This window comes from Polystyrenella longa (assembly GCF_007750395.1).
GTDB classification, from domain to species: domain Bacteria; phylum Planctomycetota; class Planctomycetia; order Planctomycetales; family Planctomycetaceae; genus Polystyrenella; species Polystyrenella longa.
The window spans coordinates 2597959-2624942 of sequence record NZ_CP036281.1 but is presented as its reverse complement, the minus strand read 5'-3'; the positions used below and the strand labels follow the sequence as shown (position 1 = coordinate 2624942).

Here is a 26984-nt window from a genome sequence, read left to right as displayed (position 1 = left end):
CAGCATGCTTCTTTGATGAGAATCAGTCAGGTTGATCGGATGAAAAGAGTATAAGGTCGATGAAACGAGTCAACATTTCACCAGAGATGAAGAGCCTTCTCATTTCTGCCCGGCGGGTTGCCGTTGAAAACGACGCAACCGCAGCGTTGATTCTCGCCGATATTCCGTTCAACTTCCTCGAAGTTCGCAAGTACCTGGAAAAGGTCCGTCTGCTCATCGCGAGCGATAAAGAAGACGTTCAAGAAGCGGCCCGCGAAGACGGAATCGACGTCGTCCCACTCATGGACGAACCCCAGACTCGCCAGCATCAGTTAAGCCAGGCGTTGCTGGAAGCAATTGCGGATGACTTGCTGAGCACAGGCGACCAGGTTGTCGCCGTCTATTCCGTGTTTGACAGAGACTCGCTCGATTCGCTGAGTATCGTCAATCTGGAAGAACACCTCGCCAAACTGACCGCGCGAGACCTCCGCCGACTGGAAACGCAGGTACCACTGGAAACCTTGCGGTATCTGGTTGATCTCGCCGTGGAAATTGGTCGGGAAGGGCGTGAAAGCCACAAGGTCGGTACTCTTTTTGTAGTCGGTCAGCATCGTAAAGTGATGGAACTATCACACGAAGCAGTTCATGATCCGTTCAAAGGCTACAAAAAAGAAGAACGTCTGGTGCGTAGTCAGCGAGTTCGAGAGAGTGTCAAAGAACTTGCCTGTATCGACGGAGCCTTTATCTTCTCTGCCGATGGTGCAGCCGTCGCCGCCGGTCGTATTCTAGATGCCCCCAAGGTAAACCTCTCCCTTTCCAAAGGACTCGGTTCTCGCCACTGGGCAGCCGCCGCCATCAGCAAAGTGACGAGCGCCATCGCCATCGCCGTTTCAGAGAGTTCTGGAACAGTACGACTCTTCCAGGACGGCCGCGTCGTTCTGCGAATCGAACCGATGGATCAGGCCCTCAAATGGGTCGACATCGAGACAGAACCCCCCGAAGCATAATTGAAGTCGGCTTGCCTCAGGACACGACGCTCATTGCAATATCTTCCGTCATGTGTTGATATGGTATTAGATTCTCCGTTTGAGAATTCTTCGCGTCCCATCATTCGACCCTCCGCTGGAAGATCTCCCCATGCGATGCCTGGCGACCGCCTCACTTGTAATACTGGTTCTCACCTTTTGTTCGCTACCTGAATCTTCGGTGTTGCGAGCGGACGAGCCCGCATACCAATCTGAGATCGTCTTTCCTTATCACCCACAGCATAACCACGCGCCCGGTTTAGTGGAGTGCCCTAATGGAGACTTGCTAATTTCCTGGTTCCGCGGTTCTGGTGAACGTACCGCCGATGACGTCCAAGTTCTCGGCGCACGACGTCGGCAAGGACAACAGGAATGGTCCGATCCATTTCCAATGGCTAACTATCCAGGTTTTCCCGATTGCAACTCTGTCCTCTGGATCGATCCTCAAAAACGACTCTGGATGTTCTGGCCTGTCATTCTCGACAATACCTGGGATAGTTGCCTGACAAATTATGTAGTCTCTGAAGATTACACGGGGGAAGGAACGCCCAAATGGGGACGTCAGCAGATGATTCTGCTCAAACCACAGGACTTCAGTAAGGAATATCTGGCTAACGTCATCCATGAATTGGGGAATTCCAAACCTTTAAAACCAGAGACTCAAGGGTATCTCGATCACGCCAAATCAACAGTGACACAGAAACTGTATCAACGCATTGGATGGCAGCCACGGTGTAAGCCAACATTGCTTCCGAGCGGGCGAATTCTCATGCCGCTTTACACTGATAACTTCGGAATCTCTATCATGGCGATCAGCGATGACGAAGGGAATTCCTGGTATGCCAGCAAACCTCTGTTTGGCTATGGTAACAATCAACCTTCCGTTCTCCGGCGTGATGACGGAACCCTGGTCGCCTATCTCCGAGACGATGCCTTTTCACGGCGTGTCCGTTTTTGCACCTCAGAAGATGATGGGTTAAGCTGGTCGAAAATCGCCAACACCGACTTCGTAAATCCAGGGTCGAGTGTCGATGGCGTTCGCTTGAGTAACGGTCACTGGATTCTGGTTATGAACGAGGGAGACCAGGACCGTCACCATCTGGTAGTCGCTCTGTCCGACGATGAAGGCCGCAGTTGGAAATGGAAACGGACTCTGGAAGACCAAGTGGGGGGACAATTCCATTACCCAGCCGTCATTCAGGGCAAGAATGGGCAAATCCATGTCGCCTATTCGTATTTCGTTGAAGCCGGGGAAACGATGAAACACGCCGAATTCAATGAGGACTGGATTAAAGCAGGGCAGCCCTGAGGAATTTGGCTCGAAAGCAATCGGGGCAAATAGAAATTGCATTCTGGGCTAAAACCGACTGAACCTGATGCAAAAGTGGTGTGTCCGGGGCTCTAGGAATCAGTAATGCGGACGAAGATCGCAGTAAACGGAAGTTCTGTGCCGAATTTTGCGAACTTTCAGTTGAAGCAATTGCCCTGGTTCTGTTAAATTACCGCTCCGGTCGCAAGACGACCCGATATTGCCTGGTAGTGTAATGGTAGCACAAATGATTCTGGTTCATTTAGTCAAGGTTCGAATCCTTGCCGGGTAACTTTCTTTTGCCGACCAGACCCTCAAAGGCACCTCATTTAGGATGAGGTGCCGCGACGAGTAGTTGGTCGCTATTACCGAGTTTTGCTTCTGCTTTCAGCAAGACTCTCGGCGTTTCGCTTTAATCGCCGATATCCTGATCTTCAATTCGCGAATTGATCAGTTCCTGCACACCATCCGGATCAGGCATGCCATTCATGGCAATTTCAACCCCCGACTGACCGGCCGTTGAAATCCCAATGTATCCGGTATTCATCATCCGCTGAAAGAAAGATTGTCGCGTCTGCACGTTGCGTACGTGCCGAATGCGGACTTCATTCTCAGCTTTCGACAGCAGTCCGGTTCGGTGGATAATTCGGGTGTTGGTCACTGTCAATTTGGAGCTAAGGCATTGCATCCACCAGTAGAGCAACCAAATCCATCCAATGACGGGGATTAACACGAGCAAAATAAAGAAGAACGGGTTGTTCCGGAACATCGCCGGATTCTCTTCGTACAGAATTTCGTCAGTTTCAACGTCGCTCATCGCTCTCTTAATCCTTCTCGTTAATACTCACGGTCGTGAATGAGGGGTTCCCCATTATAACGAGATTCGACCGGCGACGGGAATTCTTAACGACTTTCTCAGGACGGAGTTGAGAAAGATTCGATCCCTTCGTGTTCCACAAAAGATTTCACCACGGAGGCAGCAACCTGCGAAACCCGTGAAAGAGTACAACGACAATAAAGAGAACATTTCGCAGGAGAACGAGGAAGGGTGAAACGGATAGAGGTCGCTCCGATTGATTTGTAGTTAAAACTTCCTCAAGCTGGGTCGTCAGTCTCTTCATCCAATCGACTTTCCGAGGAAACTCACTCAGATTTACTAATAAATGATCTGGAATTCCTCCTACCCCAACTCGGGCTCCAATACTACCTCCAAGTATGGCCGCTGTCGTATCCGTGTCCCCTCCGAGTTGAATGATTTCTTGAATGCCTTCCTCGTATTCCTCACAATGAAGGAACCAGCAATGAAGCACTACTGGCACCGTCTGGTAGATGTATCCACTGACTCCCTGAGCCATTTCATGTTGTTCACAATATTTACTCGTCGAATTCCCCAGTTGAACTGATTCAACGACACGACGGACCAGGTCGAGAAACTCATCTGCCGGTTCCCCATTCAGGAACTCCGTCAACTGCTCCAAGTATTCGCTCGGAGTGATGGATTCCGACCGGGCAGAAATCCGTGCGGCCAACGCGACCGCCGCTGCTCCATAAAAGGCTTTAGGATCGGTGTGCGTAATTCTTGTTGACCTGCGAACCATCTCTTTCATCATAGCCAAATCATCAATCGCCACCCCAAGGAGAGGGGCTCTCATTGCCGGTCCGTTTCCCGCTGAGAATACTCCGGACTTCTCTGGAGTGATTCCTACAGACAGCTTCATCATCGACCGAAGCGTCGCTAACCCAATTCCAGCCGGTAACATCCAGAACCAATGTTTCAACCGTCGGGCGAGTGCTCGCTGGAATTCAACGGGGTCGCCGGGAGACTGAATTATCGCCTGCGCCACCAGACAAGCATGTTCCGTATCATCTGAAACCATGCCTCTCCCAAACAGAAACCGATATCTGCTCGGCGGTCCTAGTAGTTTTTGAAGACGCCGCCGACTCAGATTCTCATAAGGCAACCCCAATGCATCCCCTACGGCCATACCGAGTAGGGAACCAGTAAGCGTATCAACCCTTTTTGGTTTGGAAGTGGACATCAAAGCTCTTCATTTAGACTTGTCTGCGAAGTACCGAGTTCAGGGGAGTGATTTTCTTCGTCTTTCTCAAGATGTATATATTATTCGTAAGATTACCATGATCTCAGCGAAATTATTAATTTCTATTGCCACAAATGCTAAAAAGGCGACAATTCAATTCACAGATTGATCAATCTCTTCATCTTCCAGAATGGAGCAAGTGGATGAATGGAAACAGAATGTGTGGTTCGGTGCGGTTCAGGAACATTATTGCGTTTGGTGTGCTGGTCATAAGCAGCGTCCCCTTGGTGGCAGAGGAGAAGCCAGACTCCGACGTCATCGAACAGTTCAAGCATCACTTGGAACAGCAGGCTGGACATCAGGTGCGGGCGGCTGGTGTGGTGCTCAGAATGGACGACACTTTCAGGGTTAAGTCGCAAGCGAAATTTGAACTATTCTCGGTTGACCCAAACCGTTTAAGCATTCAGTTCCCACCCTACAAGAGTGACAATCCGGAACGTGCAAACGACGTCTTCGTGCGTTAGAACCCTCACTACTCGGTCACTGAAGGGAGAGGGCTTTTTACGTTCGACTTTGAAAATTTGTGCCAGGATATTGTCAATGACACCGGCGCGTTTTCCGGCACGTTGAACTCGATTTGCCCTTATCCATCGCATAAATCTTGGCGTCAGACACAAGAAGTGACCGAAAGCTGCCTGCCTGTTAATACCTATGAAGATACAGAAGCTTTATGCGACAAATGCGATTTAGTCGAAAAGCCAGACTACCTCCTATGGGAATTACGCCCCAAAGAGGAGCCACCCTATTTATTCTTTGGTATGAAACTAAAACATCACCCTGTTAGCGAAAAAATTCTACTAAAGATCAACAAAAACACTTTTCACCTTCTGGCAGTAAAAGTCTTTTACGATGAGGACTACCATTCAACCTACTTCCTGAACGAATACACCGTCAACTGACTTCCACATTCGCTTCCATTCTACGGAAACAATCCCTGAATCCCTTCTACGGATTGTTCAACGAGAGCGTCGCCCCCATCGGGGCCGATGACGAATTTTTCGGCGCTGTAGCCGCCACCGCTGACAGCGGGTCGAGTTGGCAGATAACCACAGAGGCCGCTGGAGAGCTGAATGGTCATTGTCATCACGGCAGGGGAACGAGCCTGGATGCGAACACCATAATCGAGATAAAGCTCGAACGGATTGTTTACGAGGGCAACATCACCGATGCGGATCAGATGAATATCGACTTCATTCGGATCGTCTGTCAGGTAGAAGGGTGGTTCGACTTCTGCTTTGGGAAGCGTAAAGTTAGTGACTTTGTGAACCAGTGCGACGTCTGTCTGAATACTGTCCTTCACATAAGGCATCGTTTCGTCGATGGCATCGACAATGCGCGTGGCGATCTGCTGGCGGCTGGAGATTCCTTTTCGCTTCAGCATGATTTCTTCGGGCTGTTTGCGATAAATATGGTGCGGCGAGATATCTCCTGCAGCGGCGCACTGAGGAAGAATGAATACCTCTTTAGAATGCCGCTTCCACACTTCCTCACGGACATCGTGCCAGAAGTCGGCGGAGAGAACGCGTAAGCCTTCCGTCTCTTGTGACGGGCAGGCAATGTTGACGATGATGCCAGTGACTTCCTGCTGCTCGTTCCAGAAGAAGAGCATCTGTACGGCGTGGTCTGTGTATCCTTCGATCCGATAGAACTCGGGAATATTCGTAAGACCGTACATTTTGGCATGGCCATCGAAGTATGTCGCTCGACGATTATGTCCTACGGACGCGTGCCCCAGTCCCCAACTGAAACCACCGGGTGCCCGCTTGTTCCAGGCTTCTTCAACGGCAGTGACAATCTTTTCGACAAGAAACTCACGGTACTGCGACGCTTTCCAGACACCCTCGTCCTGACTGACGTCGTACAGATCACGAAAAGCACTATCAACCTGCTGGGGGGCGGTATGAGTGTGAGTCGCATTCAGAAAAACATTCTTCCCATCTAAATCTTTCAAACGTTCGTTGATGGCAGCCTGAACTTCGTCCTGAGTCTGTTTGCGAATTCCTATGAGATCGCAAGAGACAAACACGACCTGCTCAGAGACGCCTTTATCATTAACGGTCTCCAGTGCTAGTACGGTGGCTCGCAATGGATCGAGAACACCTTCAGAAAGCCGCTTGTGGAGTTGTCCGACGAGGGCGACTTTCTCCGGTGGGGTGATGTCGGTCATTGACCAACCGACTTTCAACTCGCCTGTTTCGGCTGCGGAAAGCCCGGTACGTGTGAAAGAGAACAAGGTAAACAAAATCAACAGCGAATAAAAAACAACGTGAGACGGACGAATCACAAGACTCTCCTTTTTTGCGGGCGCATTGCGAACAAGTTCAAACCAGAGGTCGAATATCATTCGAGGCAGATTGACTTTACGGGAGACGATTCTTTAACATCGATATGTTCCCCGTTTATTTTTATTCGATCATGACAGGGAACAGAACCGCATACAAGCGATTCTCCCACCGATTCTGAATCGTGATTTATTCCTCCTCGATTCTCAATCCTTCTCTTGCCCAGAATGAGACCTGTTTCAGTGGACGAAATGTTTTCAGTTTTCAAAGCGTTCCGACGACGGATGATTCTTCTCTCCGGCACGATGATGTTAATCATCACCAGCCCTGCATTCGCTGCGGAAGCGGCGTTTGAATTTCAGAAAGGTGATCGTGTTTTGTTTTTAGGCAACACGATGATCGAACGGGCCCAATTATACGGGCCGCTGGAAACATCACTGGCAATGAGCTACCCCGAACTCGACCTGACCTTCCGTAACCTCGGTTGGAGTGGAGACACGGTCTGGGCTGATTCTCGCGGTATTTTTGAAGCCCCTGAAAAAGGTTACGAGAAAATGCTGGCGCAGGTGAAGTCGATCGACCCAACTGTCATCGTCCTTGGATATGGTGGCAACGAAGCCTTTTCGGGTGCAGACCGACTCCAGGCCTTTGCCGATCGGTATCGAAAGTTGATCGCCGATCTCAAACAGCAATCGAAGAATCCCCGATTTATATTTCTCTCTCCATTGCCGCACCCTGACTTCGGAGATGCTTACCCCGATCCCGAATCGTACAACGACCAGGTTAAGCTGTACGCTGCAGAAACCCAAAAAATCGCTCAATCGGAAGAAGCTCTGTATATCGATCTCATTGCTCGTTTTTCAGAACCCGCATTTCATCAGTCCGAACCGGGAAAGTATTTCGAACGCAGCATGAATCTAACCGAAGTCGGTTATCTTGCTTGGGCAGATGAGATTCTGCATCAGTTCGGAATAGATAATGTCGACCTGCGGCATGGGCTTCCTGATGAGTGGTCTACCGTTCACGAAAAGGTTCTCAAAAAGAACGAACTCTACTTTCATCACTGGCGACCACAGAACATCACCTATTTGTTGCTCTTTCGTAAACATGAGCAGGGCAACAACGCCGTCGAACTTGACGAACTCTTGCAGTTAACGGCGGATACGGACAAACAGATTCATCAGCTCGCTCGTCAGAAGTAGCCACGGGTTTTACCGTTCAAATTGCCCGACAACAGGCTTGTCGTACTTATTTTTTCATCGCCTACTCACGACATTGACTGGCGGTCACCCCAGATTCAGTCAATACATCAGACAATATATCAGTTGAGGACACTTCGTGAACCCGATCTACGCATTCATCAAATGGACCTGTCTGCCCACCCTGTTGCTGGCATCACTCTGCGTTCCCAGTTCACCCCTGTTCGCACAGCGGGATCTCACTGACATTCCCGACACCGATCCGGAACTGGAACGGCGAGAATTGCAGGTACACGAAGATTTCGAAATCTCCCTGTACGCATCCGATCCACGTCTGGCCAAACCGATTCAGATGAACTTCGATACGCAAGGTCGTTTGTGGATTGCGAGTTCCGAGACGTATCCCCATATTGAACCTGGTGCTACTGCGAACGATAAAATCTGGATTCTGGAAGATACCGATGAAGATGGTGTCGCCGACAAAACGACGATCTTCGCCGATGGATTATTGATTCCTACCGGAGTCGAACCCACGGCAGACGGGAAGGGAGCCTATGTTGCGAATAGCACCGACCTGCTTTACTTTGAAGACACCGATGGTGATGGCCAAGCGGATAAACGCGAGATCGTCCTGACCGGATTTGGAACCGAAGACACCCACCATATCCTGCACACTTTCCGTTGGGGTCCGGACGGTTGTCTGTATATGAATCAGTCAATTTATATTCACAGCCATCTGGAAACTCCTTACGGAGTGAAACGACTAAATGGTAGTGGTATCTGGCGGTTCCGACCCGAGACAATGGAGCTGGATGTGGTCGCCAAAGGGATGGTCAATCCGTGGGGACACGATTTTGATCGCTGGGGTCAAGCCTTCGCTACGGACGGTGCTGGCTCGGAAGGAATTCAATACATCTTTGACGGGGCAGCCTATCTCACAGCCGTCGGCGTACCCCGCTTGCTCAACGGAATGAACCCGGGAAGTCCAAAGTTTTGTGGGCTGGAAATTCTGGGCGGAAGCCAACTTCCCGAAGACTGGCAGGGAAACATGATCACCAACGATTTTCGCGGTCACCGCGTCTGCCGCTTCGTTCTCGATGAATTCAAGTCCGGCTTCAGCTCTCAAGAAAAAGCAGAGTTAATCAAAACGGAGCACGTCGCTTTTCGTCCCATCGATGTGAAGATGGGACCAGATGGCGCTATCTATATCGCCGACTGGTACAACCCCATCATACAACATGGTGAGGTCGACTTCCGCGATGATCGTCGTGACCATACCCACGGTCGTATCTGGCGCATCACTTACAAAAACAAACCGGTCCTGAAAAAGCCAAACCTCGTGGATATGTCAGACGAGGAATTAATCAGCCAACTCGCCAGCATCGAACCTTGGGTTCGTGTTCAATCCAAGCGATTGATCCAACATCGCGGTAGTAATAAATTGAAACCGGTATTGGAAGACTGGCTGGCAAAGCAGGATCCGAAGGACGAGCAATACGAGCATCATCTGTTGGAAGCTCTTTGGGCCTATCAATCCTGGCTGGAACCGAATGCAGAGCTACTGACAATATTACTCGCAGCGAACGATCACAAAGCCCGCGCCGCAGGCGTATCGATCCTGTCGGACTGGATCGACGAGATTCCAAATTCCGCCGAGTTGTTAGCCAGTGCGGCCCAGGACGAAAGCCCCCGAGTTCGATTGGAAGCAATTCGTGGATTGGCCCGGATTCCAGAACCTGAATCGATGCTCGCCGCCCTGAAGGTTCTCGACCAACCGATGGACACCTTCCTGGACTACGCCTTGTGGGTGACTGCCCGCGATCTTCAGCCAGTCTGGTTGCCAGCAGTCCAAGCGGGTGACGTTCGTTTCCTGGAAGAGACAGACAAACTGCTTTTCCTGTTCAATGCGATGGGTGGCGATGGTGGCGTGAATCTGCTGATCGATCTGGTGCAACAAAACAAGATCCCGGCAGAACAACTTCCCGCTGTTTATCGACTCTTCTTGCAGCAACCGAATCCAACGTCACTGGGACTCGTTTACACTGCTGTTCTCAATGAAGAAAATAGCCAGGCTGCACGAGCCGGTTGGCTAACGGAACTGGCGAACGTTGCCGCAACACGGAATGTGGTTCCCGCAGGCGACTTGAATCAGATCACATCACTCGTCGACTCTTCCCAATCAGAAATCCGATTGGCGGCGATCAGTGCTATTGGTGCCTGGAAATTGCAGGCGGAAGAGGAAGTCCTGTTTAAGAAGCTCGGGCAGGAAGAACTCTCTGTTGAAGAACAGCGTGTACTACTGCAGGCCATTGCCCGAATTGGATCCGGACCCGGGTTGGAGCGACTTCGCAACTTCGCACAGAACAGCGAAAACCGGACTTTGCAAACAGCGGCAGCGATCGCATTACTCAAACAGAATGACCCTGCCGCCGCGACGGTCACTGCTGACCTTCTCAGCAAGTCAGACAGTACTGAAGCCGTTAATCAGATAATGCAACCAATTATCGCCAACGAAGAACTGGCAAAATCCTTTGTTGAACAGCTAGGTTCCCGTCAGCTTTCTCGCGATGTTGCCGTCCTGTCGCTGAGACAGATTCAACAGTCCGGTCGACAGTTACCGGAACTGACTGCGGCCATCACCAAGTCGGCCCAGATTCAAACCGGACCTCGGAAATTATCCCCAGAAGAAATGACTCACATACTTGAGTTGGTGAAATCAGAAGGGGATGCCGCCCGGGGAGAAACGATCTACCGCCGAGAAATCCTTGTCTGTCAGCAATGTCATGCCATTGCTGGAGCAGGGGGGCGCGTCGGTCCAGACTTGCTCAGCCTGGGAGCAAGTGCCCAGCCTGATTACCTGGTAAATTCTCTGCTCGATCCCAATGATAAAGTTAAAGAGAATTATCATACCACTGTTATTATTACCGAAGACGGCAAGACATTTTCGGGTATCAAAGTCCGAGAAACCGACTCCGACGTCATTTTGCGAAATGCAGACGATAACGAATTTTCAGTGCCACTCGATTCCGTAGACGAAGAGTTTCAGGGAAAATCTATGATGCCAACCGGCCTGACCGACTCGCTGACAGAAGCGGAGTTTGTCGATCTGGTCAAGTTCCTGTCAGACTTGGGACGAACCGACGAATTCTCGGTCAGTAAGAAACTGCAGGCTCGTTCATGGCAATACCTGATACCCACAGAGCCAGCCCGGCATCTGATGATAAGAACACGAGTCAGCGCCGTCGCATCCGAGAACGAGGTTTTCAATTGGAAGGCTGCCTACACAACTGTGGGTGGAAAACTGCCCGTAGACATGATTCCCGGCTTTAATATCCGTCATCCGAAAGAGGCACGTGGTTTCGGATTTGTACGAGCCGAATTGTTGGCCGAACAGGCTACCCGTGCAGAACTACTGCTTGGCTCAACGGAGGGACTCGAAGTCTGGTTAGACGAAGAGCCCCTGACCATCTCAGACGCGATTCCGCTCGAACTGACCGAAGGGACACACCACATCACTATTAAAATTGATCTGGATACCCGTAAAGAAGCCATTCAAGCAGAACTCGTCCTGCCCGAAGACAAAGCGAGTGCTGCTAAATGGTATCTTGGAAAATAAAACCAGGCAGGAATTAGAACGTCACAGTTCGATTACTCCTCGCCATCTTCCAATTCACTTTCTTCGCCTGATTCAGTCAGACAGAGGAGGTGAATTCTTTTTACGGGCTTGTCGTAAATGAAGAGGGAGAACTCACCCACTTCATCATGGAACCAGGTCGACCAGGGCTGATCGCAAATAGCGACCTGAGCCTGCAGAATACGATCTTCAATCAGAGCATCCGTAAAATCGGCCGTCAGTCGCCGGGCATCATTGACGGTGCCGGGGAAATCATTCTGCACACCACCCGCGACCAGCAGGTGGGTTAATACACCCTCCGCCACAAAGGGTCCGGACTCCGCCCAGTTGATCTCGAAGTCGCCGTCGCCGAGTCCCTCAATCTGTTCCATATTGAGATTCAGCGTCTCTAAGGCTTCGGCGATTTCTCCTGCGAAGTCTTCGGACATATCACGCTCATCATGTTCAGACGCTTCGAATCCGTCTTCTTCGCCTTTTTCCTCTTCTTCTTCCTCTTCGTCATCGAACAGTTCCGCCATCTCCAGCAGGGGAGCACAAGTTTCGATAACAACCTCTTCGTTCAGGAACTCTTCGATTAACTCCAGCGTCTTTTCAGGAAGCTCCGGATCTTCGTAGATCGTATCTGTGGTATCACCTTCCACTTGATACGACCACAAACCAACTTTCCCACCAGAATAGAGTTCCTGAAATGTCTTCAGCAGCTTATCAATAGCGGGAGGATTCACATCAATAGGGGAGAGGTCGTAGCTGGACATTGTGGAGGGGATTCTTTCGTATTTAGGTTTTCAGAAACCAGGCTCTCAAACCCAAGGAAAATGGAGCATGCGAATTCCCATCGACTATCGAGAGGAAGTCTTTTATTCGTTTATCGTACATTTGTTCGCCCATCGTACAATGCGAACTGAAATTGCACAAAAAAAAGCCCGCTGTCAAAAGTGACAGCGGGCTTTTTAAGCGAGGCCGACGGGACTTGAACCCGCAACCCCCGGATCGACAGTCCGGTACTCTAACCAATTGAGCTACGGCCCCTTTTCAGGGATGTCGTTGAGAGAAATTGCTTTCCTTCAGCAACGAGACAGATTTTAACGTCTGTTTGTCTTCGGTCAACTTACTCGAACTAAAAAGTTCTGAGAATTCCCCAAAACCCTGCTGATCTAATGAGTTAGCTTCTTTTTCAGAGCTGGTGACCCGCTTCAACGAAGCAAGTATGTCATTCATCAGGGAGAGGCCACCTCGAAAGGGCAAACCTGGGAACGAGATTATGTATCGGATTTCCGATGCGGCAACATAAGGCGGAAATTCGACAAAAATTCATTATTCTTCGAGGCGATAGAGCTGTTCGCCTGCTTTACGGACCAGCAGCACGCCTTCATCTTCACGGTTTGCGAAAGATTCGACGTCGATAGTAGCGGGATCGCGGTAGCCCACGTTGATTTTCTCACAGACATGGGGAGAAAGCCCCGTCGCCAACGTCAGTTTGACTCGAGGTTTCTCCACACCGTTCTCGTAGGCTCCCCCACCACGAACGTGTGTTGAATGAGCGATTACACCCCAGGGGAGATGTTTGAACTGATCCCACTGATTCGTGAAGTAATCTCGAACGTGGTAGCCAATTTCTTCGATCAAATGACCGTGAGTGATGGATATTTCATGCATGTGGGGAGCGTAAATAATCAGCTCGCCACCATCTTCCACCACTGGCTCCAGCTTATACATGCATTTTCCGGCAACCCACAATTCGTCGTACATCGGTGGGGCACAAGAGAGGACCTGTTTGTATGGCTTCGGTTTGCGAATGATGTGAACCTGGGCAGACAAATCGGCCGCCTGTTCCCAGGCTTCTTCGGGAGTGCCGTAAAACATTCCGTACAAACTGGCATCTGGAGCAACAACAAACGTGAGACATTTTCGTTCGATAGGAATCATCTCAGCAGCGATATTCACCACTTTGCGGACAGGCGTCCCCTTAATACCGATGATGCCAACATTCGTGATAAGAGCCCCAAGCCAATGGAAGAAGTTAAGCAGTTTCGGCCCGGAGATACCGGGAAAGAAATACTTATTCCCCCCCGAGAAGCCCACGACTTCGTGTGGAAACACAGGACCGACGACCGTCAGACAGTCGTAGTCGTGAATTCGTTTATTAATCTGAACGGGGACTTCCATCGAAATCAGCCCGTCAGAAATCTGATGTGTCTGTTCTTCGGTCAGAACACCGATTTCGGAGAGTTGGCCTTCAGAATCCCACTCGTGATTGAAAATGCCCACATCACCGTAGCGGTGGGTTCTTTCCTCGGATGACAGCCCGAACAACGTGCAAATTTGTGTTTCGGTCATCGGGGGGTGAGTCCCCAGTGCGATCAGGAAATCGACTTTCTTGACGACGGGACGCAGGTGATCAACCAGTGCCTCAAACAGCAAGGGAAGGGGTGCGGTGCGGGTGGCATCGGGAACAATAAGCAGGACGCGTTTGTCACGGTAGTCGGCTGCTGAAACATTTCGGACAATCCATTCCCGGACCTGTTCGGACGACATGGTCTGCACGCTGGTGCTATTCATCACGTTCTTATTCTTATACGTCTTGAGCTGGCGAAACGACTTAAAAAGACCTGCATTTCATCCCGATGACGTGGAAATCCTTCCATCGGAAGAGCGAAAAAATGAAGCCAAAACCGACCATTATAACTGGTTTTTTATTCTTGCATACCACGAAAGAAATGACTTTCGACAAAAGTTGAAATGAAGTCATTTCGATTTGAATTGGAATACTGAAATCGATCCTTTTCGGACTGGTCAGAATGGACTAGTATGCGTTACTCTCGGAGGATGCGCGCCCTTGCTCTGCAAATGTGTGCCAATGTTCTTCGGCGAAGCTCTTTAAAAGAGCAGCTAAAACGAGGACATTTACTGGATAATGGATTTTCTGTCCCACCGGCAGACCTACAGTCAGTCTCGATCAATGGATTTCGGGATTCCTGAACAGAAGTCGTCCTGTGTGGGTCATACGTGATAGATATTGCGAAAGGTTTTGCGTCCTCAATGGCATTGTCAGACATCCTGGAGTCACAATTTCGAGGCGACATTCGTTTTAGGGGCGCTTCTTTTCTGGAAACAGAACGGGTCGCGATCTCCCGAGCCACCGCAGACAATATTTTCGGCACGGTTCGGGATTCCCCCAGCTCCGTCGAGTTTCAAACACAGATCAGTCGAGCCGACAACGGAGTCAAGCTCTTCTGCAGTTGTTCGACTCACCTCGACAAACCGAGCTGTCGCCACCTGTGGGCAACGATTCTCGCTGCCGAGCAGGAAGGTATTATCCCTGGGGCCTTGCGTCCCGGTTTCTTCCCTCCGTTCAATGGCACCGAGGTCGAATTCCAACTCTCCAACGACGACGAGTGGGATGATGAACCAGACATCGGTCAATTGATGTCCGGGTTGTCGACATCGAAGAAAGAAACGACCGTTGTCGACCCACCCAGAAAGCGAACTCGCCCCTGGGAAACGGACCTGCTCAAAATCCGTGAGGCGCTACTGACGCGGCACGAAACGTCGCGCGGCCCCAGTAAGTCTCGCGAAATCCTCTACGAGCTCGACCTGGAATCCTCGCGCGCATCGGGTGCACTGATGGTTCAAACCTCGCAGCGCCAACGTCGGGCTGATAATACTTGGGGCAAAGAGAAACCGCTCAAACTTAAATTGAGCCAGCTTTCCGATGTGGAAAACTCGCTTGACCGTAAAATTTTGACGTACTTGCTCGGCGGAACGCCGGAAAAAGCAGGTGCTCCCTCGAATCAGGCCGATACTCAATTCCTCGCTTTTCGGTTCGCCATCAGTTACGAACTATGCGATCTGCTGCTCCCCATGCTGGCGGAGTCGGAGCGATTCCGGTTACTTGATGCTCCTGTCTCAAACCCTATTTGCTGGCAGCCTGATCGCATCTGGGATTTCAGTATTGAGATGCAAACCAATGACGACGGTGACTGGGAACTGCTGGGTGAATTGGAACGGGATGGCAAACGGATGCCGCTTTCCCAAGCTGATCTCCTCATCCCAGGCGGCCTCGTTCTCATCGGAAATAAACTTTCCAAACTACGGGACTACGACGCATTCGAGTGGATGGAAATATTCCAGCAGGAAGGTAAGTTCATCATTCCCTCCGATGACGAAAAAGACTTCGTTAACCTGCTTTATGAAATCCCTGAGGTTCCCCGGTTACATATTCCTTCGGAACTGAAACTCGAAGAAGTCACTGGTACTCCTAAATTCATTTTGAGACTGACGACACCATCTGGACGTCGCTGGAAAAACGAGACTTTACGCGGAAATGTGCAATTCGACTATGACGATACGATTGTCGAAGCACGACACCGCAATTGGGCCATCGTCGACCGCGATGCGGAAGTCTGTCTGGTACGTAACCGGGAACACGAAGAGAAAGCATTCATCCAACTTCAATCGGCCGGATTCCGGCGAGTTTTGATGGGAGCCAATCAGAAATCAGACGTCGAAATTCCACCCGCCCATTTGGGAACAGCTGTTCGCAAGTTGATGGAAGATAACTGGCAGGTGCTCGCCGACGATAAGAAAGTTCGGCAATCGGGCAATCTGACTTTTCGCGTCGACACAAACATCGACTGGTTTGAACTGCATGCCGACTTCGATTTCGACGGCAAACTGGCCTCATTCCCAGAACTTCTCTCAGCAATCGCCCGAGGCGACAATACGATACGGCTGGACGATGGTTCCCTCGGGATTATTCCGGAAGAGTGGGCCCGTCAATTCGGGTTGCTCGCCAACCTGGGGGTCTCCGAAGAAGAACACATGAAGTTCGACAAGAACCAAGTCGGACTACTCGACGCCTTGCTTAGCTCACAGGATTCCGTCAGTTACGACGACCAGTTCGCAACTTTGAAAGAACGATTCAAATCGTTTGAAGGTGTGGAGACTGCGTTGGCACCGGAAGAATTCATCGGGGATCTTCGAGGATATCAGCGAGAAGGTCTGGGCTGGCTCAGCTTTTTACAGGAATTCAATTTTGGTGGTTGCCTGGCCGACGACATGGGTCTGGGTAAAACCGTCCAACTGCTCGCCTTATTGTCCAAGTGGCACAAACAACCTCAGAAACAACCTCCATCGTTGATTGTCGTCCCCAAATCGTTGATGTTTAACTGGAAATCAGAAGCACTCCGATTTACTCCCGACTTAAAAGTGATGGAATACGCAGGCTTGGACCGGGAACCACTGTTAGAAGAATTCGAAAACTTCGATCTCGTTCTCACAACATATGGAACAACTCGACGCGATGTCATGAAACTTCGTGAGCGACAATTCTCGTACATCGTGCTTGATGAGGCACAAACCATCAAGAACCCGGGCTCGCAGGTTGCGAAAGCGGTGCGGCTTCTCAATGCAAAGCATCGCATCGCTCTGTCAGGTACACCGATTGAGAACCATTTGGGTGACCTCTGGTCGATCTTCGAATTCCTCAATCCAGGGATGCTGGGACGCAGCTCTCTGTTCAAAGCGGTTTCGTCTGGAACAGGGAACGAGCAGACCAAAATGGTTCTCGCCAAGGGCCTGCGGCCATTCATTCTGCGACGAACCAAACAGGAGGTCGCCTCGGAACTTCCTGAAAAAATCGAACAGACCATTTACTGCGAAATGGACAAAGAACAGAACGATCTGTACGACGAGCTACGGGATCACTACCGCGATTCACTGCTGGGCATGATTGCGGAGCAGGGCATCTCGAAGTCAAAAATGCACGTACTGGAAGCGTTATTACGACTGCGACAGGCAGCTTGCCACCCAGGCTTGCTCAACAAATCGCATCGTGCCCGGGCCAGTGCCAAGCTCAAAGTGCTTATTCCTCAACTGGAGGAACTGGCGGCGGAAGGGCACAAAGCACTCGTCTTTTCTCAGTTCACGAGTATGCTCTCCATCGTCAAGGACCACCTCGACAAGCAGAACATCAAGTACGAATACCTCGATGGCAAAACCCGTAAACGCGAAGAGTGCGTGAACAGGTTCCAGGAAGATCCCGATTGCCCAGTCTTCCTGATCAGTCTGAAGGCAGGGGGCCTCGGTCTCAACCTGACGGCTGCCGAGTATGTCTTCCTGCTGGACCCCTGGTGGAATCCGGCTGTCGAAGCTCAGGCAATCGACCGGGCACACCGCGTCGGCCAGACGAAGCAGGTCTTCGCCTACCGGCTGATTTGTCGCAACACGGTCGAAGAGAAAATCTCCGAACTTCAATCGAAGAAACGAGACTTGGCCGAAGCCATCCTCGAAGCCGAAGGCAGCCTGATGTCGAACCTGACGACCGAAGATCTGGAGATGCTGCTCTCGTAAGGCACCAATTTCGTCAACGCTCAAGTTTGCCTAACTCTGATTTCGAAAATTCGTCTAAAATAAAAGAATCCACTGGGGAAAGTTTTCACCAGTGGATTCTTTATTGTTTCGTTGCAATCAAAAAATGCCGAGTTGGTTTGCATTTTCGGTCGTAAATCAGCTCTTATCGTGCGAGAGGGAACATTGATTCCATTACAAGTTGACTTAGACCAAATTGCGAATGAACTTTAATATTCCTCTGTATCACTGAATCGGTGATGTTGCCTCGAACGTGTAATAGATTAAGTCGATAATCCTCATCCACTCGCTGTCCCAAGTCCACCTTTTCCCTGCCTGATACTGCAGTCAGGGCCGTGCGTTTCAATTCTCCCGACGTCGCCATCTTGATATCACTATCTGAATCGGTCGTCCCCTTTGTCGAGATTTCAAATCGCGTTTCATTCCCTTTGGTGTTGGCAACTAAAGTAGCCTCACGCACGATCCAGTTGGAATCAATTTTCAACTTTGCCAGAGTGGTATCAGTACTCCATAGACGCATTTCGGCATCTACCACTGCGAACCCATCTTCGGATTCAATTTGGTTGATCCGAACGATATGGGAGCCATAACCAATACCGAAACAAAATTGATTCAACATCAAACGTACTACAGAAGATGAGCAATTGCGTAAGTCAATATGACCAACGATAAACCTTGGATGCTTGGTAGAGTCCGCGACATTCACCATTCCGAGTTGGCCAAGTGGAGAGTTATTTATTACTGGCGCCACTTCCCATAAAGCTCGATTTCCACTGAGAAATAGGTACTGTTTGCTTTCCATACAATACAAATCGAGATCAGCTTCGGACACGCCCTTCGTCACTGAATGCCCCTCTGTTGATTCATGTAGTAATTCTTTCTTCTCATTGGTTTTATCGGATTTCGTCTCAACGGATTTCACAAATCTGTCAAATTGGATTGCCAGATTATCGAATTGTGCGTCCATTTCACGCAGCTTTAAGATTAGTGCCTCTTCCTCTTTCGGTATCCAGTCGTCCGCAGACAACTTTTCAGTGACACTAAATAGAGCCGGGCCAATTAGAAAACAGAACGCTATCGTGGCAACAGGTTTTGCGAACACCATAAATCAATCCTCCATAGGAGTTACTTGTGAGAGCACTCGAATCGGACTTCCTCTCTTGAAGTGCTCATGTATCCCACGTATAAAAAAACCACCGCTGAGTTTCCTCAACGGTGGTTTTTTAGTGGGTTTGTCTTTACTGAACTAAGCAGCGGATGCCTGTGATTTCAGTTTACTGTTCACGTTCTTGCCTTGCAGTTGGAAGACCATGAAACCGTTCCACCAGGTGGGATGACCACTTTTGGGGGTGCGGCAATCGAGCAGAAGTTTGTACTCGTTCTTGCTTTTGTTCATGAAGTCGAGATTCGCCCCGGATACCTGGTCCCAGTTGCAGTCGTCGACGAGGATGATGCAGTTGTCGGCGAAGAAGGGCTCGGCCAGTTCCAAGCCGTCCCACTGATCTTCGTACTTGTGGGGACCATCAAAAAGATAAACACCGATCGGTTCATGATCTTCACGCTTGAAGTATTCACGGAAATCGGACTCGATGAACTGGTCGTTCGGGCCTTTGTATTTATCGAATCGCCCTAGGAATGCCTGCGATGGCGAATTCTTATGGGAGAAATCGTCGACCCCGATGCAGCGTTTATCTTCGTTCCCGACGACACCGCTGAAGTAGGTAAAGCCGTTCCAGACACCGATATTCAGGTAAACCTGACCGGGAGGCAGTGAGCCAACGGCCCGATTGATCATTGCACCAATGGCGAAGGTCGACATTCGGGGAATCTTGCAGATTCGCTTGAAGCGAGATTTGAGTTCGGAATCCTGTTCGGGAAGGACGGTATTCATCACTTCCAGGTGCAGGCCGACATTACGCAGAAATTTGGCCAAAGCGCGAAAACCGCTTGGACGGGGACGGTCGGGTTGCAGGAAACGGAAACGGACCCCTTTAACAAACTCTGCAAATTCCATCTGAGCAACTCCTTTTGCACAACCGAATATCAATATTGCCGGAATCGGATTCGAAAATGATTATGTAAACCGATGACCGAGCCGCCAACCGAGACATGTAACATAAGTAAATACAGGCCTGGAACCTGTTTATGGCGGAATTCATAACATAGATCGAAAATTAACGCCAGACCGATTATGGGGCGGATTTTTCGTTTTCCAGTTCACCGTATAGCTTCTGGACTTCTCCGAGAATTCGATCTTCAACCGAATCGGCAAATGGCCCCGGCAAGTTACTGTAAATCATGGCTTCGCCCCCTTCGTATCCCCCTTCTTTCAGAACACGTAAACTGGGAACATAACCGAAAACGTCGTTCGAATATCCTGCTATCCACAGGTTTTTGACCGGCAACTGCTCCCGAATCAAGTGGTCGTAGTCCACGACCACTTCTCCGGCCAGAGCGACCATCGTGAGTTCATTTCCCAACTGAAGGCATTGCACCATGTAGGGGTACTCGGCAGGAATACTTCCTTCGGTATCGAGTCGATTTAACATGAGTCGCGCATGGCGACGAACATATACATTGCCGTCTTCCAGCTTCTCTTCCAACTCGGAGCGAGTCGGCATTTTAGCGAAGGGGATAGGAACCTCCCCTAGAACGGTTTCGATTTTACCGGTCAGCGGCGTTGGTCGAATATCCTGCAAGGCAGTTTCGACCGCCAACGCGAGTGCTGTTCCATGCTGTTCAATATTCTTCTCCTGCCCCCGCGGATACGGATTCTGGTCTCCACCACATCCTTCCATAAAGAGAGCGATCGTCCCAGGATGGGATTTTTCGAGGATCGCCTGGGCGGCTCCTGCGTAGTCGCCATTGAACTGCATGATGCCAGTCGTCGTGTTGTGGCAAGCATAACCAAAGAGAATCGCTTTCAGTCCCCCTTCGGCTGTTTTCGCCGTTAAGACTGGCACCTGCTGCTGGACGGGTCCAGCGGGGTAGGGACTATTTTTAAAGGAACCATTTGGCAGCGGGTATCGACGATTCATGGCAAAACCGGCTCGCCCATAAGTGTAGGTCACGTCTACTGGTTCAAGGTCTTTCAAGCTCTCTGAAATTACCTGTTCAATCTTCTTTTCGAGTGCAAGCCGATACTCGTGGCACTGAGCTGCAATGGCCGGATCGAGTTCGTAAATCGTCGATTTGGACGGTCTCAGTTCCGGACCGCAATGAGTATGAGACGCATTCAGCAGAATTTGATCGGGACGGAGTTGATGCTTCTTCGAGACTGCACTGACGACATTTTCTCGAATGATGCGAGGGATTCCCACCAGATCGGTCGTCACCATCACGATTTTATTGCCTTCGTCGTCGGCAAGTACGAGCGATTTGGCATGTAAGTCCTGCAGGACTCCTTCTGAAGGGGTTTTACGAGAGGCGTACCCTGCCATCCACATATCTTCTTCAGGAGTAATCACGATCTTCGCTGCCCCCGCCTGCCAACCTGCCTGCAAATGGGTACCCAACAACAGAAAACTGAAACAGGCAAGTAAAGAGGCCGTGCGGCCAATGAGCTTAATCATGATGAAGCGATATTCTATTTAGAGTCTAAATTAATATTGGAAGGCAGACCGGCTGGCCAACCAGTACCTCTCCTGACCAGCATCCTATTTATCCAACACAGGAGCAAGGGTATCCATGTAGTATTCAATCATTCCAGCAATCGCACCAAGTTCTTTGTTTCCCCGTGCTGGGACAAGTTCACAGGCCTCGAAAGGGGGACCTAATGTCCGATTTCTCGTGAGTTGACGCACCTGTTCGCAGAAATCGTCAATGAAATCGAAAATCTGACCATGCACAAATAGGTGGGAAGGATTGTAGATATTGATCACAGCCGAGAGCGCGATCGAGAGATACTCCGCGTACTGCTTGATCTCCGCAGTCGGCTGTAAACGACCGGATCGGATGGCATCGGTAAGCGATCCCCAGTCGAGTTGTTCACCGAAGTTTTCCGAGACATGATCGAGAAAGGCTGCATCACAAGCAACCGTTTCAATACATCCGTGATTCCCACAACCGCACAGCTTCCCTTTCAGATCCACCGTTAAATGCCCCAGTTCACCTGCCATTCCCCGATGCCCCTCAATCAGCCGGCCACCACTGAAGACACCTAAACCGACACCTGTGGTAATGTCGATGATGGCGAAATCATTCAACCCCTGAGCTGCTCCGAATGCTCTTTCTCCGAGAGCCAATGCGTGCATTTCCTGCAAAACGATGCACTGGACTCCAAGTCGTTCCGACAGGTCCTGACCGGGTGATTGGCCATCAGTCATATGCAAGTTGGGAGAAAAAACCGTTTTCTGTTCAAACGAATTCGTTAAACCTGGAACTGAAATTCCAATACCAATAATTGAATCGCATTGTTGAAGGAGCTGCTTCACCCCGTCCTCAAGAGCATCAATGAGTGCCGCATAAGTTCCCGGTGTGGGAAAGCTGAGGGAATGCTCGGGTGAGATATTCCCCTCAAAGCTTGAAAATCCGATCCAGCATCGACGAGCATCCATCACGACGCCGACGACCTGCATTTGTTTGCTGGAGAACCGCAATAATTTGCCGGGTCTCCCCAGGGAGACATGCTGCGACTCGACTTCTTCTATCAGGCCAACTGACATTAGAGAGGCGACAGTCTTGGAGGCGGTCGGGGGACTAATTCCCATTTGCCGTGTTAGATCTGCACGTGAGCAGGGGCCATTTCGCTGTAGAGCATCGATCACCAATCGTTCATTCAGTTTACGAAGGAGATTGGGTTGAACACGCGACAGCGGACTTTTCGAAGACATTGAATTCAACTCACCAGTATGCCCCGTCGTTGCCGGAATCGGCGGTCACGAGAATAGATTTAGGGAGGGATAAGTTAAGGAAGAGGTTCTTCCCATTGATGGGGACTCTCACTGTACACGATTTAACAGTTCATTTTAACGGTTCATTATTGTCTAACAGATAATAAAAACCACTATTCAGAAAACCACCGACCGAACCCACTCCCCCTATTCCCCCATCATAAACGAAATACAGGAGTAAATCCGTGAACAAGTCGCTGGTCCCTTACGAATTCAATGAAGTCGAGGATTCAAGGGTCAGTAACAGAATGAATCTCATTTGGTACTATTGTTGCATCACTATTGCCATTCACTTGGTTATTTATCTGCGTGGGTCAATCGGGTTGTAGGCGACCGGCATTGACCCCCATTTTCAGACTAAATAAACTTAGACGATTGAACAAGTTGCGTCATATCATCAAAAATCGACCCTTGGAGGATCCAACCTCCGGGTCTATTTACGTTTGCCGCAGCCTGCAATAATGGCAGTTCACTCGCGACCTTACACACCGCCCGCTCCACTCTCCCGGTCGAATTTCCTTCGGTCCGATTTTTCTCACTCTCTAAATCATCAGCCCGATGTTTGGGGTAGAGCAATCTCGTTGAGTGGGTTGAATTGATAATCATCCCAGGCCCATGGCCTTTTCTATTTTTCCCAATGGACGATAAGTCAGCAAGTCATGCAGTTTTTAGAAAAAATCGGCGACTTCTTAGCCATCCTGACAAGCGCGATCGAAAAATTCATTACCAACTTGTTTGGTAGCTCGAACGATCGTCGCATCAAGCGAGTCGGTTACGTGCGTGAAAAATCGGGAGACGCGCGAATCCTTCCCGGCTCCGTTCTAGAACGGATCAACAGCCTTGAACCGGAGTGGGAGAAGCTGACCGATGATGAGTTGAAACAGTCCTCGGATAAATTTCGTCGCAGGTTAGCCGATGGAGAAACCTTGGATGATATTCTTCCTGAGGCGTTCGCTGCTGTTCGGGAATCGAGTAAACGTGTCCTCAAGATGCGACATTACGACGTTCAGATGGTTGGTGGTCACATTCTCCACAACGGTATGATCGCAGAGATGTCGACGGGTGAAGGGAAAACGCTGGTTGCGACGTTACCTTCCTACTTGAATGCTTTGGCGGGATCAGTTCATGTTATTACTGTGAACGATTACCTTGCCTTACGCGACCGGGAATGGATGGGGCCTGTTCATACTGCTCTCGGCCTGACCGTGGGCGCGATCCAATCCAATATGCCGCCCCAACAGCGACAGAAAGCTTATAACTGCGACATCACATACGGTACGAACAACGAATTCGGTTTCGACTACCTGCGTGACAACATGAAGCCGACCGCCGAACTTCAGGTGCAAGGCCCGTTGCACTTCGCGTTGATCGACGAAATCGACAACATCCTGATTGACGAATCTAGAACGCCGTTGATCATCGCCGGTCCAGCCCACGACGATGTCACCAAGTACCCTAAAGCGAACAAGATTGCTTCTCAGTTAAAACGAGACGAACACTTTGAAGTCAAAGAGAAAGATAAATCGGTCACCATGACCGAAGTCGGGATGCGTTTCGCCGAAGAAATTGCCGGCGTCGACTCCTTCTATACTGTGGGAAATCTGGAATGGCCTCATCTGATCGACAATGCCCTGCGGGCGCATCATATCTTTAAGAAAGACATCGACTACGTTGTCCGAAACGGCGATGTGATGATCGTCGACGAGTTTACCGGACGGCTGATGGAAGGACGCCAGTGGAGCGACGGGCTGCACCAAGCTGTGCAGGCGAAAGAAGGGGTGAACATCAAATCAGAAACACAGACGTTGGCGACAATCACCCTGCAAAACTATTTCAAGTTGTACAAAAAGCTGGGCGGAATGACCGGAACCGCCATGACTGAGGCCAACGAATTCTGGAAAGTCTATCAGCTCGATGTGATCTCTGTTCCAACAAACCGTCCCATGCAGCGTATCAACTACTCGGACGTCATTTTCCGCTCGGAAAAAGAAAAGTGGGATGCCATCGCCGAAGAAGTCCGAGACGTTCACAAAGCTGGCCGGCCTGTACTGGTGGGTACTGTCTCCATCGAAAACTCAGAACTGATCAGTGGCAAATTGACCCGGTTTGGTATTGAACACAACGTCTTGAACGCGAAACATCAGGAACGTGAGGCGGAACTGATCGCCCAGGCAGGCCGCGAAAACGCAGTCACCATTGCGACCAACATGGCGGGTCGTGGTACGGACATTATCCTTGGTGGAAATCCGGAATATCTTGCGTGGGATGAACTCAGCCGTCAGTACGAATCGCGGTTGGATGTTCCCAAACACGAATGGGACTCGTTAATAAACTCGATCGAAGTCCGTGAAGGCATGGACAAGGAAGCGAAAAAAGTCGCCGAACTGGGTGGCCTGCATGTCATTGGCTCAGAGCGACACGATTCACGGCGAATCGATCTTCAGCTCCGCGGACGTGCCGGCCGTCAGGGAGACCCGGGCTCCAGTCGATTCTTCCTCTCTTTAGAAGACCGCTTGATGCGCGTCTTTGGTGGTGAACGGGTTAAATCCCTGTTGACCAGCCTGGGCATGAAAGAGGGTGAAGCGATTGAAAGTCGTATCGTAACTCGCCAGTTGCAAGGCGCTCAGAAACGAGTGGAAGAACGCCACTTCGACCAACGTAAAAACCTGCTTGAATATGACGAGGTCATGGACGAACAGCGTAAACGAACCTACGCTTTCCGTCAGAATATTCTGGATGGCGCCAACTGCCGCGACATCATCCTGGAGATGCTGTTCCGCCGTGTGGAAGATGCTTGTAGACGTATCCTCGATCCCGAATACCGTTGGGAAACCATCAGCGAGTGGTTGCGGCGTGTCTTCGAAATCGAAACGGAACCTTCTTCATTGAAGGGAATGGAACCAGACCAGTTGCTCACTTACCTGAAGGAAATCGCCTTCGTTCAGAGTGAAGCGGAACTGAATGAAAAGATCGAGGAGAACCTGCCTGAAAGTGGTGATCCGGAATCCGATTGGAACTGGATCGCCACATCGCGATGGGTTAATCAGCGATGGGGATTGAATACGAATGACCGTGAGCTTCAGAAGGTCGGACGAGAAGACCTTCAGTACAACCTGATCGAACGCATCAAGAAGTCACAGGAGAAGCTCGACTTCTCCGAAGTCCAAGTCTTCCTCGACCCGGATTGGCCCAAGCTGACATTGATCGGCTGGTTACATAGCGCCTTTGTGCTTGAAATCGAAATTGATGATATCCGCGATTTGGAAACGCAGGAAATCAGCGATTTAGTCAAACAGAAACTTCGCGAAGCTTACAACTCGAAAGAAATTCGCTTTCCAGTTGAAGTGGGCCTGGCGAATTTCATGTCGGAAGATCAAAACGGCGAACGCTACGACCGGGAAGGGCTGGTTCGCTGGGCCAACGGCCGTTTCCAGAGTCAGTTAGACGTCGACCAGATTCGCTCCAGCAACCGGCAGCAGATCGAAAACTTGCTGCTCGAAAAATCAGAGTCCTTCCACATCGACGAATCAACCGTCCAGGAAGAGGCCCAGAAATACCTGCAAACGGCTTATGCTTCTGCAAATGGGCAAAAGCAGGATGCACTGAGCGATCTCACAAAATGGGCTAACGATTCTCTCAAAGGCGACTTGAAGCCGGAAGAGCTTTCGGATCTGACCGAAAAAGAAGTGGAACAGCGCATTATCAAGCAGTACGACTTACGCTATCGACCCGAGCTGCGTCAGGCCGAACTGTCGCTGCTACTCGAAGTCGTCGATGCTGCCTGGAAAGATCACCTCTATTACATGGACCATCTTCGGTCCGGTATTGGTCTGGTCGGATACGCTCAGAAAGATCCCAAAGTCGAGTATAAAAAAGAAGGCCGAAAAGCCTTCCTGGTGATGTGGGAACGTATCGACCAACAAGTATCCGAAGCGATCTTCCGCATGGAGAAAGAAAGCCCCGGCTTTGTCGGTTCTCTCTGGCAGATCTCCACAGTGACGCATGCTGCTCCTGAGGAAGAATATGAAACTGCTCCCGCAGGTGGCCCTCCCGAAGACATGGGCCGTCAACCGGAACAGGGACAGAAACCACAATCGGTCGAACCCATTCGTAATTTCGAAGAACGGGTGGGACGAAACGATCCTTGTCCGTGTGGTTCGGGGAAGAAGTATAAAAAATGTCACGGAGCGTGACGT

General features: G+C 50.3%; 18 protein-coding genes and 2 tRNA genes. 10 read left to right on the top strand and 10 right to left on the bottom strand.

The window, feature by feature from the left end:
- Positions 1-59 precede the first annotated feature (59 nt).
- The 3 genes from Pla110_RS09710 to Pla110_RS09700 all read left to right on the top strand — a co-directional run bounded on the left by Pla110_RS09710 (position 60) and on the right by Pla110_RS09700 (position 2605).
- Positions 60-986: a DNA integrity scanning protein DisA nucleotide-binding domain protein gene (locus Pla110_RS09710; protein WP_231742961.1), complete on the top strand. Its 927-nt coding sequence runs from the start codon at positions 60-62 to the stop codon at positions 984-986.
- A gap of 130 nt (positions 987-1116) precedes the next feature.
- Entirely contained in the window at positions 1117-2313 is a 1197-nt protein-coding gene (locus Pla110_RS09705) for a sialidase family protein (RefSeq protein ID WP_144995558.1), read from the top strand.
- A gap of 221 nt (positions 2314-2534) precedes the next feature.
- Positions 2535-2605, top strand: a tRNA-Gln gene (locus tag Pla110_RS09700).
- Positions 2606-2725: 120 nt separating this feature from the next.
- Here the strand turns inward: Pla110_RS09700 and Pla110_RS09695 are convergent.
- Complete coding sequence (locus Pla110_RS09695; RefSeq protein ID WP_144995556.1) at positions 2726-3130, bottom strand: PH domain-containing protein; 405 nt, start codon at positions 3128-3130, stop codon at positions 2726-2728.
- A gap of 148 nt (positions 3131-3278) precedes the next feature.
- Entirely contained in the window at positions 3279-4352 is a 1074-nt protein-coding gene (locus Pla110_RS09690; protein WP_144995553.1) for an ADP-ribosylglycohydrolase family protein, read from the bottom strand.
- A 203-nt stretch (positions 4353-4555) separates the two neighbouring features.
- Here Pla110_RS09690 and Pla110_RS09685 point away from each other — a divergent pair, with 203 nt between their 5' ends.
- Both Pla110_RS09685 and Pla110_RS09680 read left to right on the top strand, forming a co-directional pair.
- Complete coding sequence (locus Pla110_RS09685; RefSeq protein WP_144995552.1) at positions 4556-4876, top strand: hypothetical protein; 321 nt, start codon at positions 4556-4558, stop codon at positions 4874-4876.
- Positions 4877-5032: 156 nt separating this feature from the next.
- On the top strand, positions 5033-5311 hold the full coding sequence (locus tag Pla110_RS09680; RefSeq protein ID WP_144995550.1) for a hypothetical protein: 279 nt from the start codon (positions 5033-5035) through the stop codon (positions 5309-5311).
- Between the two features lie 20 nt (positions 5312-5331).
- Here Pla110_RS09680 and Pla110_RS09675 read toward each other — a convergent pair whose 3' ends face one another.
- On the bottom strand, positions 5332-6696 hold the full coding sequence (locus tag Pla110_RS09675) for a neutral/alkaline non-lysosomal ceramidase N-terminal domain-containing protein (RefSeq protein ID WP_197440627.1): 1365 nt from the start codon (positions 6694-6696) through the stop codon (positions 5332-5334).
- Positions 6697-6945: 249 nt separating this feature from the next.
- On the opposite strand from Pla110_RS09675, the gene Pla110_RS09670 reads away from it, so the two are divergent.
- Positions 6946-7896: an SGNH/GDSL hydrolase family protein gene (locus tag Pla110_RS09670; protein ID WP_197440626.1), complete on the top strand. Its 951-nt coding sequence runs from the start codon at positions 6946-6948 to the stop codon at positions 7894-7896.
- A gap of 136 nt (positions 7897-8032) precedes the next feature.
- The gene (locus tag Pla110_RS09665) at positions 8033-11509 is read left to right on the top strand and encodes a PVC-type heme-binding CxxCH protein (protein ID WP_144995544.1); all 3477 of its coding nucleotides are present in this window, start codon (positions 8033-8035) and stop codon (positions 11507-11509) included.
- 32 nt (positions 11510-11541) lie between these two features.
- Here the strand turns inward: Pla110_RS09665 and Pla110_RS23150 are convergent, their stop codons facing one another.
- Positions 11542-11898, bottom strand: a complete 357-nt coding sequence (locus Pla110_RS23150; RefSeq protein WP_390620486.1) for a hypothetical protein — start codon at positions 11896-11898, stop codon at positions 11542-11544.
- Here Pla110_RS23150 and Pla110_RS23145 point away from each other — a divergent pair.
- Positions 11858-12142: a hypothetical protein gene (locus Pla110_RS23145; RefSeq protein ID WP_390620495.1), complete on the top strand. Its 285-nt coding sequence runs from the start codon at positions 11858-11860 to the stop codon at positions 12140-12142. The two genes, Pla110_RS23150 and Pla110_RS23145, sit on opposite strands and share 41 nt — an antisense overlap.
- A 340-nt stretch (positions 12143-12482) precedes the next feature.
- On the opposite strand, the gene Pla110_RS09655 is transcribed toward Pla110_RS23145, so the two are convergent.
- Both Pla110_RS09655 and Pla110_RS09650 read right to left on the bottom strand, forming a co-directional pair.
- Positions 12483-12556 (bottom strand) — tRNA-Asp (locus Pla110_RS09655).
- 285 nt (positions 12557-12841) lie between these two features.
- The gene (locus Pla110_RS09650) at positions 12842-14086 is read right to left on the bottom strand and encodes a lactate racemase domain-containing protein (protein WP_144995540.1); all 1245 of its coding nucleotides are present in this window, start codon (positions 14084-14086) and stop codon (positions 12842-12844) included.
- A gap of 480 nt (positions 14087-14566) precedes the next feature.
- Here Pla110_RS09650 and Pla110_RS09645 point away from each other — a divergent pair, with 480 nt between their 5' ends.
- Complete coding sequence (locus Pla110_RS09645) at positions 14567-17878, top strand: DEAD/DEAH box helicase (RefSeq protein WP_144995538.1); 3312 nt, start codon at positions 14567-14569, stop codon at positions 17876-17878.
- Between the two features lie 163 nt (positions 17879-18041).
- Here Pla110_RS09645 and Pla110_RS09640 read toward each other — a convergent pair whose 3' ends face one another.
- From Pla110_RS09640 to Pla110_RS09625, 4 genes are all read right to left on the bottom strand, one after another.
- Positions 18042-18923, bottom strand: a complete 882-nt coding sequence (locus tag Pla110_RS09640) for a hypothetical protein (protein WP_144995536.1) — start codon at positions 18921-18923, stop codon at positions 18042-18044.
- Positions 18924-19142: 219 nt separating this feature from the next.
- Positions 19143-19910 carry a class I SAM-dependent methyltransferase gene (locus Pla110_RS09635; RefSeq protein WP_144995534.1) on the bottom strand — a complete coding sequence of 256 codons (768 nt, stop codon included), beginning with the start codon at positions 19908-19910 and terminating at the stop codon, positions 19143-19145.
- A gap of 175 nt (positions 19911-20085) precedes the next feature.
- Entirely contained in the window at positions 20086-21468 is a 1383-nt protein-coding gene (locus Pla110_RS09630; RefSeq protein WP_144995533.1) for a neutral/alkaline non-lysosomal ceramidase N-terminal domain-containing protein, read from the bottom strand.
- An 84-nt stretch (positions 21469-21552) separates the two neighbouring features.
- A complete protein-coding gene (locus Pla110_RS09625) occupies positions 21553-22728 on the bottom strand; it encodes an ROK family transcriptional regulator (protein ID WP_144995531.1) in 1176 nt (391 codons plus the stop codon).
- Positions 22729-23447: 719 nt separating this feature from the next.
- On the opposite strand from Pla110_RS09625, the gene secA reads away from it, so the two are divergent.
- The gene (gene secA, locus Pla110_RS09620; protein ID WP_144995529.1) at positions 23448-26981 is read left to right on the top strand and encodes a preprotein translocase subunit SecA; all 3534 of its coding nucleotides are present in this window, start codon (positions 23448-23450) and stop codon (positions 26979-26981) included.
- The last annotated feature ends 3 nt before the right edge of the window (positions 26982-26984 follow it).

What these genes read in the sequence shown, in the direction of transcription:
- Pla110_RS09710 (WP_231742961.1), top strand. Translation starts at nt 60, where the DNA reads ATGAAACGAGTCAACATTTCACCAGAGATGAAGAGCCTTCTCATTTCT.
- Pla110_RS09705 (WP_144995558.1), top strand. Translation starts at nt 1,117, where the DNA reads ATGCGATGCCTGGCGACCGCCTCACTTGTAATACTGGTTCTCACCTTT.
- Pla110_RS09695 (WP_144995556.1), bottom strand. Translation starts at nt 3,130, where the DNA reads ATGAGCGACGTTGAAACTGACGAAATTCTGTACGAAGAGAATCCGGCG.
- Pla110_RS09690 (WP_144995553.1), bottom strand. Translation starts at nt 4,352, where the DNA reads ATGTCCACTTCCAAACCAAAAAGGGTTGATACGCTTACTGGTTCCCTA.
- Pla110_RS09685 (WP_144995552.1), top strand. Translation starts at nt 4,556, where the DNA reads ATGAATGGAAACAGAATGTGTGGTTCGGTGCGGTTCAGGAACATTATT.
- Pla110_RS09670 (WP_197440626.1), top strand. Translation starts at nt 6,946, where the DNA reads ATGTTTTCAGTTTTCAAAGCGTTCCGACGACGGATGATTCTTCTCTCC.
- Pla110_RS23150 (WP_390620486.1), bottom strand. Translation starts at nt 11,898, where the DNA reads ATGGAACAGATTGAGGGACTCGGCGACGGCGACTTCGAGATCAACTGG.
- Pla110_RS09650 (WP_144995540.1), bottom strand. Translation starts at nt 14,086, where the DNA reads ATGAATAGCACCAGCGTGCAGACCATGTCGTCCGAACAGGTCCGGGAA.
- Pla110_RS09645 (WP_144995538.1), top strand. Translation starts at nt 14,567, where the DNA reads ATGGCATTGTCAGACATCCTGGAGTCACAATTTCGAGGCGACATTCGT.
- Pla110_RS09635 (WP_144995534.1), bottom strand. Translation starts at nt 19,910, where the DNA reads ATGGAATTTGCAGAGTTTGTTAAAGGGGTCCGTTTCCGTTTCCTGCAA.
- Pla110_RS09630 (WP_144995533.1), bottom strand. Translation starts at nt 21,468, where the DNA reads ATGATTAAGCTCATTGGCCGCACGGCCTCTTTACTTGCCTGTTTCAGT.
- Pla110_RS09625 (WP_144995531.1), bottom strand. Translation starts at nt 22,728, where the DNA reads ATGTCTTCGAAAAGTCCGCTGTCGCGTGTTCAACCCAATCTCCTTCGT.
- secA (WP_144995529.1), top strand. Translation starts at nt 23,448, where the DNA reads ATGCAGTTTTTAGAAAAAATCGGCGACTTCTTAGCCATCCTGACAAGC.